Origin of the sequence: Rhodanobacter denitrificans, assembly GCF_000230695.2 — a bacterium.
GTDB classification, from domain to species: Bacteria; Pseudomonadota; Gammaproteobacteria; order Xanthomonadales; family Rhodanobacteraceae; genus Rhodanobacter; species Rhodanobacter denitrificans.
The window spans coordinates 3,673,595-3,686,697 of sequence record NC_020541.1; the positions used below are offsets into that span (position 1 = coordinate 3,673,595).

The 13,103-nt window shown below is 69.7% G+C and carries 13 protein-coding genes; 7 read left to right on the plus strand and 6 right to left on the minus strand.

Annotated features, from left to right (window positions below):
- Positions 1–139: 139 nt before the first annotated feature.
- A complete protein-coding gene (locus R2APBS1_RS16855; protein ID WP_007509739.1) occupies positions 140–598 on the minus strand; it encodes a hypothetical protein in 459 nt (152 codons plus the stop codon).
- Between the two features lie 279 nt (positions 599–877).
- Here R2APBS1_RS16855 and R2APBS1_RS16860 point away from each other — a divergent pair, with 279 nt between their 5' ends.
- Together R2APBS1_RS16860 and R2APBS1_RS16865 are read left to right on the plus strand one after the other, a co-directional pair.
- Positions 878–1,294 (plus strand): universal stress protein, encoded by a 417-nt coding sequence (locus R2APBS1_RS16860; RefSeq protein ID WP_007509741.1) that lies wholly within the window; start codon positions 878–880, stop codon positions 1,292–1,294.
- Between the two features lie 112 nt (positions 1,295–1,406).
- Positions 1,407–2,228: a ferritin-like domain-containing protein gene (locus R2APBS1_RS16865; RefSeq protein WP_007509744.1), complete on the plus strand. Its 822-nt coding sequence runs from the start codon at positions 1,407–1,409 to the stop codon at positions 2,226–2,228.
- Positions 2,229–2,261: 33 nt separating this feature from the next.
- Here R2APBS1_RS16865 and R2APBS1_RS16870 read toward each other — a convergent pair whose 3' ends face one another.
- The 3 genes from R2APBS1_RS16870 to R2APBS1_RS16880 form a co-directional block, all read right to left on the minus strand.
- Positions 2,262–2,720 carry a DUF6491 family protein gene (locus R2APBS1_RS16870; protein ID WP_007509746.1) on the minus strand — a complete coding sequence of 153 codons (459 nt, stop codon included), beginning with the start codon at positions 2,718–2,720 and terminating at the stop codon, positions 2,262–2,264.
- 77 nt (positions 2,721–2,797) lie between these two features.
- Positions 2,798–3,532, minus strand: a complete 735-nt coding sequence (locus tag R2APBS1_RS16875; RefSeq protein WP_007509747.1) for a hypothetical protein — start codon at positions 3,530–3,532, stop codon at positions 2,798–2,800.
- 70 nt (positions 3,533–3,602) lie between these two features.
- Entirely contained in the window at positions 3,603–4,466 is an 864-nt protein-coding gene (locus R2APBS1_RS16880) for a LytTR family DNA-binding domain-containing protein (RefSeq protein WP_015448842.1), read from the minus strand.
- Positions 4,467–4,614: 148 nt separating this feature from the next.
- Between R2APBS1_RS16880 and R2APBS1_RS16885 the strand changes: the two genes are divergently transcribed.
- Positions 4,615–5,814: an acyltransferase family protein gene (locus R2APBS1_RS16885; protein ID WP_007509753.1), complete on the plus strand. Its 1,200-nt coding sequence runs from the start codon at positions 4,615–4,617 to the stop codon at positions 5,812–5,814.
- A gap of 88 nt (positions 5,815–5,902) precedes the next feature.
- On the opposite strand, the gene R2APBS1_RS16890 is transcribed toward R2APBS1_RS16885, so the two are convergent.
- The gene (locus tag R2APBS1_RS16890) at positions 5,903–6,205 is read right to left on the minus strand and encodes a DUF3247 family protein (protein ID WP_015448843.1); all 303 of its coding nucleotides are present in this window, start codon (positions 6,203–6,205) and stop codon (positions 5,903–5,905) included.
- 224 nt (positions 6,206–6,429) lie between these two features.
- On the opposite strand from R2APBS1_RS16890, the gene R2APBS1_RS16895 reads away from it, so the two are divergent.
- The 4 genes from R2APBS1_RS16895 to R2APBS1_RS16910 all read left to right on the plus strand — a co-directional run bounded on the left by R2APBS1_RS16895 (position 6,430) and on the right by R2APBS1_RS16910 (position 10,271).
- Positions 6,430–7,347 carry an arginine deiminase-related protein gene (locus tag R2APBS1_RS16895; RefSeq protein ID WP_041676819.1) on the plus strand — a complete coding sequence of 306 codons (918 nt, stop codon included), beginning with the start codon at positions 6,430–6,432 and terminating at the stop codon, positions 7,345–7,347.
- A gap of 89 nt (positions 7,348–7,436) precedes the next feature.
- Positions 7,437–8,105, plus strand: coding sequence for a glutathione S-transferase family protein (locus R2APBS1_RS16900; protein ID WP_007509760.1), 669 nt, complete (start codon positions 7,437–7,439; stop codon positions 8,103–8,105).
- Between the two features lie 88 nt (positions 8,106–8,193).
- Positions 8,194–8,526 (plus strand): hypothetical protein, encoded by a 333-nt coding sequence (locus tag R2APBS1_RS16905; RefSeq protein WP_015448845.1) that lies wholly within the window; start codon positions 8,194–8,196, stop codon positions 8,524–8,526.
- Between the two features lie 140 nt (positions 8,527–8,666).
- Entirely contained in the window at positions 8,667–10,271 is a 1,605-nt protein-coding gene (locus R2APBS1_RS16910; protein ID WP_007509765.1) for an MFS transporter, read from the plus strand.
- A gap of 61 nt (positions 10,272–10,332) precedes the next feature.
- Here R2APBS1_RS16910 and aceE read toward each other — a convergent pair whose 3' ends face one another.
- Positions 10,333–13,047, minus strand: a complete 2,715-nt coding sequence (gene aceE / locus R2APBS1_RS16915) for a pyruvate dehydrogenase (acetyl-transferring), homodimeric type (protein WP_007509767.1) — start codon at positions 13,045–13,047, stop codon at positions 10,333–10,335.
- Positions 13,048–13,103: the final 56 nt, after the last annotated feature.

Below are 13,103 nucleotides of genomic sequence, written 5' to 3' on the forward strand. Positions count from 1 at the left end.
GGGCGGGGCAAACAAACGGCAAAGACGACGCATCGCGGATGCTCCACTCGGGCAAGAGGCACGGCTGCAGGCTGCGAAGTTTACGCGCGTCCATGAAGAAGAGCGCCGTGCGGCGCCCTTCTTCGTCACCCCGGTGCGATCAGCGTTTGCTGATGGTGAACTTGCCGATCGAGACGCCCAGGTTCACGCCTTCGCCGGTGCCGGACAACGCCAGCGAGGTGGTGCCCTTGGTCAGCACCTGCGCGCTGCCGCTCTTCACCACGCCGGCCTCGGCGCCGGCCTGCGCGTAGTCACCGTAGACGTCGGCGATGTCGTGCACCTTGCTGATCTCGCCCTTGCCGTTGTCGATGTGGTACTTGCCGGCGGTGAGGCCGCCACCGACCACGGCGATCTTCACGTTCGCGCGCTGGCCGTTGTCGCAGGTGATGGTGCCGCTGCCCTCGGCGTGCTTGTAGATCAGCGACCAACCGGACAGGTTGTACACCAGATCGCACTTCACCGAGGCCTCGGCGGCCCTTGCGCTGCCGGCCGGCAGGGCGGTTGCGGCGCCCGCGCAGGCGATTACCAGGGCAGCCATTCCAAACGTACGCTTGATCATCGTCGTCTCCTTCGCTTTCTGCGGGTGGGGTTCGTCATGCGCTGCGGCTGCGAGGTGGGGCGGCAGCCGCGGCGGGGTGAGCGCAGATTGTGCAGGGCGGCGTGACAGCCGCGTGCAGAAGCATGACTGTCCGTTCAGGCTTTCGCCGCTGAGGCGGCGGTAGCGGCGCGTCGCGCAGACCGGCACCCGGCGCACCGGGAGCGGCCCCGCGGTTGTGGCGCGGCGGACGCCCCGCATAGACTCGGCACGACGCTGCGGCCGACGAGGCGAGGGAGCACCATGGTCAAGTATTCGCTGGTCGGTTACGACGGCTCGGATGCCTCCCGCCGCGCGTTCGAGTTCGCGGTCGAGCTGGCCCGCTGCAGCCACGGCCGGGTGCGCGTGGTGTCGGTACTGCAGGTCACCGAAGGCGGCGCCGACGCCTGCGCCCTGATGATGGCCGACAACGGCACCGAACGCGCGCAGGAACTGCTTGAGGAGCTGACCGCGATCGTGCCGGAGGCGGCCGACCTGATCGACGTCGAACTGACCCTGGGCAGCCCCGGCGACGTGCTGCTGAGCCAGATCGAACAGCACGGCGTGGACCACATCGTGATCGGCCATACCGAGCGCGGCGCGCTGGCGCGCTGGCTGCTCGGCTCGGTGTCCGGCAACGTGCTGGCGCGCGCGCACGTGCCGGTGACGGTGGTGCGCTAAGTCGGCCGACGTTAATCCGCCACTGCGGCCAGGCCGTATCCTGTGTCATCTTGCCGTCATCTGCGGACAGGCCACCAGCCGCCGCAGCCATCGCCGCACGGGGACATTCGCCTTGAATCCATCCACCGCCCTGCCCTGGACCCTGGAAAGCATCGACCTCGAGCGCATCGAGCTCGCCCGCGTGCGCCACGACGAGGATCTGTTCTTCCTGCTGTGCAGCTCGTCCTTCGTCGAAAGCGGCTCGGACCTCTACGCGCGCAACCTGGTCGACCATTTCGCCGGCGACGAGGAACTGGGCGCCTGGCTCAGCCAGCACTGGGAGCACGAGGAGCTGCAGCATGGCCGCGCGCTGGCCGCCTACGTCAGGAAGGTCTGGCCGGAGTTCGACTGGGACAAGGGCTTCGCCGCGTTCTGGAACGCGTACGCCGCGGTGTGCACCGCCGAGCAGCTGGAACCCTGCCGCGGGCTGGAGCTGGCCGCGCGCTGCGTGGTGGAAACTGGCACCGCCAGCCTGTACCGCGCGCTCAACGACATCACCGACGAACCGGTACTGAAGCAGCTGACCAACCACATCAAGAGCGACGAGGTTCGCCACTTCAAATATTTCTACCAGCACTACCGACGCTACCGCGAGCGCGAAGGCTTCGGCCGCTACCAGGTGTTCCGCGCGCTGCTGCGCCGGGTCAACGAGATCAAGAGCGAGGACAGCGACATCGCGCTGCGCCACGTGTTCAACCAGTGCTACCCGCAGCACCAGGGCAACGAGGCCGAATTCCGCCGCCTCAGCGACCGCGCGCAGGGCCGGCTGCGCCGGAACATCCCGGCCGCGATGACGGTGAAGATGCTGCTCAAGCCACTGGACCTGCCGCCGCGCCTGCAGAGTGCGCTGGAAAAGCCGCTGGCGAAGATCACCGAGAAGCTGTTCCTGCACTGACCGACGCCGGCATGGCCAGCGTCGGCGCGTGACTCAGTGCGCCGCGGCGGGCGGCTGCCCTTCGCGCGCCGCGCTCTCGATCTGCCGCTGCTGCTGTTGCGCGAGCTTCAGGCTTTTCACCTCGACCGGGCGGATCTGCGTGATGGTGCAGGGAAAGTTGTGCCGCCCGGTGAGCACCTTGTCGAAGCCCACCATCACCTGGTTGAGGTTGGAGGTGAGCCCGATGCTGTTGACGAAGCGCAGCTCCTGGCAGCCGCCGAGGTCCAGCAACCAGGCCTTGTTCGGCTGCGTGTAGACGGCCAGTTGGGTGTCGCCGAGCGGCTCCCACGAGTACAGGCTGAAGAAGCGGAAGCTGCGCACCGGCGCGCCGGCCGCCGCCGCATAGGCGGCCTGGCGCTCGCTCATGCGCTGGGCGTAGGGCACGCTGGAGCAACCGGCGCACAACAGACCAAGCAGCAGTGCGCCGGCAGGGATCAGGGGTGACTGGGACATGAGGCGGCCCTCGATGGAGACTTTCCTGTCCAGACGCACGGACACCGTTTCGGTTGACGCCGCCCGGCGCGGACAGGCTACTTCTTGCTGCCCTTGCCCACGGCGACCCACTTTGCCGGGTCGAAACCGCCCACCTCGTAGACCAGGGTCTGCTTCTTCTCGCCGTCGACCAGGGTGACGCCCATGCCGATCTTCTTCGCCTTGCGCAGCATCGCGATGAACGCGTTGTCGTCGCGGATCATCAGCGCCGGCTCGCCGGTGGACGGCGCGAACGCCTTGATCCGCACCGGTTTGCCGTCGACCGTGGCGGCGAGGGTGCAGTTGCCGCGGCAGACGAAGCCGGGCTTGCTGCCGTACAGGAACACGCTCTGGCCCCACGCGGTGTGCCGGCGCAGCACCAGCCGCACGCGCTCGCCGTCGGCCGGCTGGCTGTTCTCGATGGTGGCGGTGGACTGCGTGCCGCCGGCCATCGGCGCCACCTGGTACAGCCACAATGCGGCCAGCCGGCTCTTCTCGCTGGCCGCGGTGTAGCGCTGCTCGATCGCCGGCAGGGTCTTGTGCACTTCCTTCGCGGCGTCGCTGTCGGGGTAGCGCTTGAGGATGTCCTTGCCCATCGACACCGCCATCTCGTCGTTGCCGATGCGCAGCAGCTGGCGGTAGGTGTCGAGGTTGCGCGCCGCGTCGGCCGCCTGCGCCTGAGCCTGCTGCTGCTCCGCGGTCGGCGCCGGCGCGCCGCCCTGCGGCGAGCAGCCGGCGAGCAACCAGGCGGCGCAGAGAGCCAGCGGGGCAAGGCGGGGAAAAGCGCGGTTCATCGGCGGCATACCTGACGGGAACAGGCCGCTAGCTTGGAACGATCCGCGGTCGCCACGCAACCGCACCAGCTCAATCCGCCTGGCCGAAACGCTCGCGCAGCGCGGCGCGGTAGCGCCGGCTGCAGGGGATCTTCGCGCCATCGCGCATCTGCAAGCGTGCGTCGCCGCTTTCCAGCGGTTCGATCTCGACGAGGTAATCGAGGTTGACGAAATGGCTGCGGTGCACCCGCACGAAGCGCGCCGGGTCCAGCCGCTCCTCGATCCCGGCCATGGTGGCGCGCAGCGGATAGTCGCGCCCGCGCACGTGCAGGTTCACGTAGTTGCCCGAGGCCTGCAGCCACTCGATCTCGCTGGCGTTGAGCAGGAACTCCTTGCCCAGCTTGCGCACCAGGAAACGCTCTGGCCGCTCCACCGGCTCCACCGGCGCGCCCTCGTCCGGCGCGGCCAGCAGTTTCGCCTCGCCCTGCTGGCGCAGCCACCACAGCCGGTACAGCACCAGTGTGCCGACGATCAGGAAGTAGGTGCGGATGTCCTTGAGGTATTCGTAGCCGAAGTTGAACCACCACGCGCCGAAATCGTAGTGCGCCCCGGCCATGGCATAGGCCAGCGTGCGCAACGCGATCATGCCGCCGACGTGGATCAGGCTGAACGGCAGGCTGGCCAGCAGGTGCAGCGGCAGGTGGCGCCGCCAGGTATCGAAGCGGATCGGCCAGCGCCGCTCCACGGCGATCACCGCCGGCAGCAGCGCCAGCAGCACCAGCGCACTGCTCCACTCCCACACCCACGGCTCCCAGCCGGCCACCCGGCCGGCGTGGTCGATGCGCGAGTCGATGCTGTTGAAGGTGGCGTTCAGCGCGACGAACAGCAGCCAGGCCGTCACTTCGAGCGGCCGCCGCCAGCGCTGGTAGAAGGTGTGGCCGCGGGTCGTGGTCATGCGGCGGATTCTACGCAACTCGTCCCCGCGGCTCGCCCCTGCCCGCCGCGATTCGTCACAGCGGCCCGGCCAACGGTCACTTGCGCCACGACGGGGGAGCGCTCGCCACGGCAGTCTGGCGGTCACTTTCCCCACCTGTGGAGTCGCCATGAACCGCCGCCACGACATCGACGCGCTGCGCGTGCTCGCCTTCGGCCTGCTGATCCTGTACCACGCCGCGATGCTGTACGTGGCCGGGGCCGGCTGGGATTTCCATCTCAAGAGCAGCCACACCACCGAATGGCTGCAATACCCGATGCTGTTCCTCAACCGCTGGCGGATGGAGCTGCTGTTCCTGGTCTCCGGGCTGGCGGTGAACTTCATGCGTCGGCGTGGCAGCCTCGGCCGGCTGGCCGGCAAGCGCAGCCTGCGCCTGCTGCTGCCGCTGGTCTTCGGCATGCTGGTGGTGATCCCGATCCAGCCGTACGTGCAGGGGCTGGCCAATCATCTGGTCGCGCCGGGCTTCGGCCATTTCCTGCTGCGCTACTGGAGCGGCGGCCCGTGGCCGGCCGGCGCGTTCACCGGCTGGCAGTACGGCTTCACCTGGAACCACCTGTGGTACCTGCCCTATCTGTGGGTCTACACGATGCTGTTGCTGGCCCTGCTGCCGCTGCTGGAATCGCGCCCGGGCCAGCGCCTGCGCGGGGCCTGCCTGAAGTTGCGCGGCGCGCGCCTGCTGCTGTTGCCCGCGCTGCCGTTGCTGCTGTGGGCTTCGTTGCTGGCCAGCCGCTATCCGGTGACCGGGGCGCTGTGGGGCGACTGGTACGCGCATGCGATCTACGCCACGGTGTTCCTGTACGGCTACCTGCTCGGCACCGACGCCGGCCTCTGGGCGGAACTGGCACGGCTGCGCCGGGCGTCGCTGCTGACGGCGCTCGGCTGTTTCGCGGGCTACCTGCTCGGCATCCAGACTCTGCCGGACGATGCCGCGCTGCCGCTGGTGCTGACGGTGCGTGCGCTGCACTACCTCTACCTGTGGAGCGCGATCGTCGCCGTGCTCGGCTGGGGTCATGCGTATCTGGATCGTCCGTTCCGCTGGTTGCCGTATGCGCGCGAGGCGGTCTACCCGTGGTACGTGCTGCACCAGAGCCTGCTGTTGCTGTTCGCCTGGCAGCTGATGCCGCTGCGGCTGGGGCCGGTGGCCGAGCCCGCGCTGATCCTGCTCGCCACCGTCGGCGGCTGCGCGCTGCTGCACGAGTTCGTGATACGCCGGGTGCGCTGGCTGCGGCCATGCTTCGGCCTCGATCCGGCACCGGCGCGGGCTCCTGCGCCGGCCATGCCGCCACGACTGGCCGACGACCTGGCCTGAACCCGGAGCCCGCGGAACAATCCGGCGGTTGTCCGCGGCCGCGAGTCCGGCGCATGCCGGACTCGCGGCCGCCGGACGTTTCGCCCGCTCAGTTTTCGCTCGCCATGATCGAATCGACGTGTTCGACCCGCGCGATCTGATCGAGCCAGACCTGCCGACTCCACGCCGGCACGTCGGGGCGTTCCAGTTTCACCGTGGCATTGATCCCTTCGCGCTCATCGGCATCACGAAAAAGCTGCACGTTCGGTCGCGTGACGACCACGCCGTCGCAGCTGCTGCCGTCCTTGAGCAGCAGCACGACGTGGCCATTGGCCGGCAATTCCCCGATCAGCGATTCGAGCCGCCGAATGCTGGCCGGGTCGGTATAGACACGTTCCGCCGCTCTGCCCATGGGGTTCGCCTCGCGTGATGGGAGCGGCCGCCAGCTTGGTCGACAAGGCGGCAAGCGCGCGTCAATTCACCCGTCCGCCAGCTGAACGGAGGCACCGGGCCGCCACGAGGTCCGCCGCCTGCCGCCATCGGCAACGTCACCGGGAAGCTGCTGCGCGGGCCGCACCGGCAGCGGCTATGCTGCGAGGGCGTCTTTCGATGTCCGCCAGCGCAGGGAGCCGCCGCGTGATCACCACCTCACCCACCGAATTCCTCGACGCCTGCGCCGCCCTGGCGCCGCTGCCGGAGGCCGCCGCGACCGCGCGGGCGGCGTTCCTGGTCGCGCCGGCCGGATTCGCGCTGGCGCAGGAATCGGCGCGCGACAACCGCTACATGGACCTGAGCCGCACGGTCGACCCGCTGCGGGCGCTGGCCCAGCACGGTGCGCTGGCGCAGGCGCTGCGCGCGGACGTGCCGGTGATCACCTTTCCCGGCGACCCGGCGACGCCCGACGCGGTGTTCCCGAACAACGTGTTCGCCACCGCGCCGGGGCGGCTGATCGTCGGCCGCATGCGCCACCCGGTGCGCCAGCGCGAAGCCGCGCGCGCCGACATCCGCGCATTCTTCGGCGACCTGCTCGGCTACGACGAGATCGACCTGTCCGGCTGCAGCGGCCTGGTCGCCGAGCTGACCGGTTCGCTGGTCATCGACCGCGTCCGCGGCATCGGCTACTGCGGCATCGGCGAACGCTGCAACCTGGCCGGTGCCGAGGCGATGCACCAGGCGTTCGGCCTGCGCCTCACCTACTGCTTCGAGCTGGCCGCGTCCGAGTACCACACCAACGTGGTGCTGGCGCTGCTGGCCAGTCGCGCCGCGATCATCGCCGCCGACGGCTTTCGCGACCCGGCCGCGGCGCAGGCGATCGCGCAGGCTTGCGGCGGTCGCGCGATCTGGCTGAGCCCGGCGCAGAAGCAGGCCTTCGCCGGCAACGCGATCACCCTGTCCGACGAACGCGTGTGGATGAGCGCCGGCGCCGCCGCCGCGTTGACCGACGCGCAGCGCGAGGCGCTGGCCGGCTACGGCTTCGCGCTCGATGCGGTGGCACTGGACGAGATCGAGAAAGCCGGCGGCAGCCTGCGCTGCTGCGTCGGCGAGATCTACTGAATCGCCGATCCCGGCGAGAGTCCGCGGGATTCGCCACGGCGCATCGCCGGCCGACATCCTTGTGCAAACGAAACCCGATGGAACAGCCCATGATCGTCGTCCACCACCTCGACAACTCGCGCTCGCAGCGCATCCTGTGGCTGCTGGAAGAGCTTGGCGTGCCGTACGAGCTCAAGCGTTACCGGCGCGACCCGAAAACCATGCTGGCGCCGACGGAATTGCGCGCCATGCATCCGCTGGGCAAGTCGCCGGTGATCACCGATGGCGAACTCACCCTGGCCGAATCCGGCGCGATCGTCGAATACCTCGCCGACCGCTACGGCGCCGACAGCCTGATCCCCGCGCACGGCACGCCCGAGCGGCTGCGCTGCAACTACTGGCTGCATTACGCCGAGGGCTCGGCGATGCCGCCACTGTTGCTGAAGCTGGTGTTCCGGCGGGTGGAAAGCGCACCCGCGCCGTTCTTCGTGAAGCCGGTCGCCAGAAGCATCGCGCGCAAGGTGCAACGCAGCTTCGTCGACCCGCAACTGAAGCTGCACCTGGACTACCTCGAAGGCGAGCTGGGCAAGCACGCGTGGTTCGGCGGCGACGCGTTCAGCGTCGCCGACATCCAGCTCAGTTTCCCGCTGGAGGCGTTCGCCGCGCGCGGCGGGCTGGACGAGCGCCACCCGCGGCTGTGCGCGTTCCTGCGGCAGATCCACGCCCGCCCGGCGTACCAGCGTGCGCTGCAGCAGGGCGGGGAATACCGGCTCGGCTGAACGGTTCGCGCCAGCGGGCGGCGCTGTTTACGCCTCGCTCACGACGGCGCTGGCACGCTGTGCCACCGGGCCGTCGAGGAGAACACCGATGCGCAAGCACGATATCGAACGCCAGCTTCGCGACGCCGGCGAACGCGCAGGCGAACAGGTGCACCGCTACGCCGACGGCGCCAGCGAGCGGGCGCACACCCTGTACGACCGCGCGCGCGACCTGCGCGCACGCTGGGGCCAGCGCGGCGATGCCTACGGCCGCCGGCTGTCGCATACCGCCGAGGATCTTGCCGACGAGGCGAACTACCACTATCGCCGGCTGCGCCGCCAGGTGAACCGCCACCCGCTGGCCACTGCGGCCATCGTCGCCGGCACCCTCGGCGCCTTCCTGCTGCTGCGCCGCGCCTTCCGCAGCGACGACGACGAGTGACCGCCGGCGCCGCGCGAAGCGCCGCGCGCGGCGCTTCGCCGGCAACCCGCAGGCACCCGCCGCCGACGGGTTGCCGCCTGGCCGTCTGCCGGGCGTGCCGCCGCTGCTAAGCTGGATCACCGCCCGCAGCCGGCCGATCCATGCGCTCGAAAGACCTCTCCTTCCACCACCCGGTGGCGTTCTGGCTCGGCTGCACCGCGGTGATCGCCGGCGTGCTGGCACACCTGCCGATGCTGGCGATGGCCGCGCCGATGCACTTCCGCCTCGCCGGCATGCCGATGGACAACCTGATGCTGGTCGGCATGGCGCTGGTGCCGCTCGGCGTGCTGCTCGCCGGCTATGGCCTGATGCCGCGGCTGCAGCAGATGCGGCGCACGCTGCACCCCGATCGCGAGCCATTGCCGTTCCACGCCGCCGACCACGTGCCGCTCAACCGCGAACACTGGAAGCTGGTCGGCGTGCTGACCGTCGCGCTGGCGGTGGACGTGATGAAGCCGGCCACGATCGGTTTCGTGATGCCGGGCCTGTCGGCCGAATACGGCATCAGCGGCGCGACCGCCGGCTGGCTGGCGCTGTCGGCGCTGACTGGCACCGTGGTCGGCTCGATCGTGTGGGGCCGGCTCGGCGACCTGTTCGGCCGCCGCGCGACGATCCTGCTGTCGGCGCTGATGTTCATGGGCACCGCGATCTGCGGCGCGATGCCGGCGTTCGGCTGGAATCTGGTGATGTGCTTCATGATGGGCGCCGCCGCCGGCGGCATGCTGCCGATCACCTTCACCCTGATGGCCGAGACCATCCCGACCCGCCATCGCGGCTGGCTGCTGGTGGCGCTGGGCGGCGTCGGCAGCTCGGTCGGCTACCTGCTGGCCTCCGGTGCCGCCGCGCTGTTCGAGCCGGCGTGGAGCTGGCGCGCGCTGTGGTTGCTCAACCTGCCCACCGGCGCGCTGATCATCCTGCTCAACCGCTACATCCCCGAGTCGCCGCGCTTCCTCGCCCTGGCCGGGCTGGAGGAGCAGGCGCGCGCGGTGCTGCAGCGCTTCTCCGGCGGCGCGGCGGCGGTGGCCGTCGCGTCTGCCGGCGACGCCGCCCGCGCGCGGTCGCCGGCGGCCGCGCGCATCGGCCTGCGCCAGTTGCTGCGCGGCCGGCATGCGGCGATCAGCTGGGGTCTGATGGTGTGCGCGGTGGCTTGGGGCCTGGCCAACTTCGGCTTCCTGCTGTGGCTGCCGGCGAACCTGGTGGCGCTGGGCATCGACGCACAGGCCAGCGCCGCGCTGCTGGCACGCTCGGCGATCATCGCCCTGCCCGGCATCGCCCTGGTGGTATGGGCCTACCAACGCTGGAGCAGCATCCGCAGCCTGGTGCTGTTCATCGCGCTGACCGCGCTGTCGCTGCTGTTCTTCTTCGCCATCGCGCTGGCCGACCTGCGCTCGACGACGCTGACCATCGTCGGCACGGTGGCGTTGCTGCTGAGCATCAGCGGGGTGATCGCCACGCTGATCCCGTACGCGGCGGAGATCTATCCGGTGCACCTGCGCAGCACCGGCGCAGGGCTGATCGCCGGGGGCTCGAAGTTCGGCGGCATCCTCGGCGCACTGGTCGGCGTGGCCGGCCTGTTCGAACACTTCATGCTGTCCGCGCTGATGCTCGCGCTGCCGATGATCGCCGCCGCCTGGCTGCTGGCGCGCAGCGGCATCGAGACGCGCGGCCATGGGCTGGAAGCGATCCAGCACGCGCTGTCGGAATAGCCGCAAAGGAAAGCCGCCTCGCGGCGGCTTTCCCTGACCTTGGCGCCGGGCACCCGATCGCTCACACCGTCAGCGGGTTCGGCTTGTCCGGGTCGAGCTTGTACTCGCGGATCGCGCGCGCCACGTCCTTGGCGTTGACCTTGCCTTCCTTCGCCAGCGCGGCCAGCGCGGCATGGGCGATCCAGTAGCGGCTCAGCTCGAAGAACTCGCGCAGGTGCTCGCGGGTGTCCGAGCGGCCGTAGCCGTCGGCGCCCAGCGCGGTGAAGGAGCGGCCCTCGGGCACGAACGCGCGCACCTGGTCCACCACGCCGCGCACGTACTCGCTGGCGGCGATCACCGGGCCGTCGCGGTCGGCCAGGCACTGCGTGACGTGCGGCACGCGCGGCGCCTTGGCTTCCGGGTGCAGGCGGTTCCAGCGCTCGCAGTCGAAGCCGTCACGCGACAGCTCGCTGAAGCTGGGGCAGGACCACACGTCGGCCTTGACGCCGAAGTCGGCCTCCAGCAGCTCGGCCGCGGCGACGGCCTCGCGCACGGAACCACCGGCCGCCATCAGCTGCACGCGCGGCGCACCGTTCTTGCCCTTGCCCTTGGCGGCGCCGGCTCCCGAATCCCGGAACAGGTACATGCCCTTGACGATGCCGTCGTAGCAGCCCTCGGGCATGTCCGGGTGGGTGTAGTTCTCGTTGGTGGTGGTGATGTAGTAGAAGACGTCCTGCTGCTCCTCGTACATCTCCTGCACGCCGCGATGCAGCAGCACCGCCACCTCGTAGGAGAAGGTCGGGTCGTAGGCGCGGCAGTTGGGCACGGTGCCGGCCATCAGCTGCGAGGCGCAGTCGGAGTGCTGCAGGCCCTCGCCGGGGAAGCTGGCGCCGGCGGTGGCGCCGATCAGGAAGCCGCGCGCGCGCTGGTCGCCGGCGGCCCAGATCAGGTCGCCGACGCGGCGGAAGCCGAAGAACGAGTAGTAGATGAAGAACGGCAGCATCGGCTGGTTGGACACCGAGTAGCTGGTGGCCGCGGCGATCCACGCCGACACGCCGCCGGCCTCGGAGATGCCCTCCTGCAGCACCTGGCCGTCCTGCGCCTCGCGGTAGTACAACAGCTGGTCGGCGTCCTGCGGGCGGTACTTCTGGCCGAACGGCGCGTAGATGCCGATCTGGCGGAACATGCCTTCCATGCCGAAGGTGCGCGCCTCGTCGGCCACGATCGGCACCACCCGCGGGCCGAGCTGCTTGTCGCGCAGCAACAGGTTCATGCCGCGCACCAGCGCCATGGTGTTGGAGATCTCGCGCTCGCCGGTGCCGGTGGTGATCTGCGCGTAGGCGGACAGCTCCGGCGCCTTGCACGGCACGTCGGTGCGGCGGCGGCGCTGCGGCAGGAAGCCGCCCAGCGCGCGGCGGCGCTCCAGCATGTATTCCACCTCGGCCGAGTTCGCGCCGGGGTGGTAGTAGGGCACGCTGTCGAGCTTGTCGTCGGCAATCGGGATCTGGAAGCGGTCGCGGAAGTGCCGCACCGCGTCGCCGGTCATCTTCTTCTGCTGGTGGGTGGGGTTCTCCGCCTCGCCCGAACCGATGCCCATGCCGTAGCCCTTCACCGTCTTGGCCAGGATCACCGTGGGCATGCCCTGGGTGTTCACCGCCGCGTGGTAGGCGGCGTAGACCTTGTGCGGGTCGTGGCCGCCGCGGTTGAGCCGCCAGATGTCGTCGTCGCTGAGGTTGGCGACCATCTCGCGGGTCTGCGGGTACTTGCCGAAGAAGTGCTCGCGCGTGTACGCACCGCCGAACGCCTTGCACGCCTGGTACTCGCCGTCGACGGTTTCCATCATCAGCTTGCGCAGGATGCCGTCGTTGTCGCGCGCCAGCAGCGGATCCCAGTAGGAACCCCAGATCACCTTGATCGCGTTCCAGCCGGCGCCGCGGAATACGCCTTCGAGTTCCTGGATGATCTTGCCGTTGCCGCGCACCGGGCCGTCCAGGCGCTGCAGGTTGCAGTTGATCACGAAGATCAGGTTGTCCAGCCCCTCGCGGCCGGCCAACGCGATGGCGCCGAGCGACTCGGGCTCGTCCACCTCGCCGTCGCCGAGGAAGCACCACACCTTGCGGTCGGACTTGGGCACCAGGCCGCGGTTTTCCAGGTAGCGGAAGAACTGCGCCTGGTAGATCGCCTGGATCGGGCCCAGCCCCATCGACACCGTGGGCATCTGCCAATAGTCGGGCATCAGCCACGGGTGCGGGTAGGAGGTCAGCGAGCGGCCATGGCCGACCACGTCGGCGCGGAACAGGTCGAGCTGATCCTCGCTGATGCGGCCTTCGATGAAGGAGCGCGCGTAGATGCCGGGGCTGATGTGGCCCTGGTAGCCGATCAGGTCGCCGGGATGCTCGGCGCCGGGTGCGCGCCAGAAATGGTTGAAGCCCACGTCGTACAGCGTGGCCGAGGAGGCGAAGCTGGCGATGTGGCCGCCCAGCGAGCCGGGCTTGCGGTTGGTGCGCACCACCATCGCCATCGCGTTCCAGCGGATCAGCGAGCGGATGCGCCATTCCATGGCCGCGTCGCCCGGGCTCTTCGCCTCGTTCGCCGGCGCGATGGTGTTGACGTAAGCGGTGGTCGGGTCGAACGGCAGGTGGCCACCCGAACGGCGGGTGGTGTCGACCATCTTCTCCAGCAGGAAATGCGCACGCTCGGTGCCGTCGTGATGGATCACCGCGTCGAGCGAGTCGATCCACTCGCGGGTTTCGGTGGGGTCGATGTCCTGGTTGAGGATATCGTCGAGCTGATCCATGAAGATTCTCCGCGGCACCGTTGCAGCGCCCATGCTTGAAGGGGGACATCCCGCCG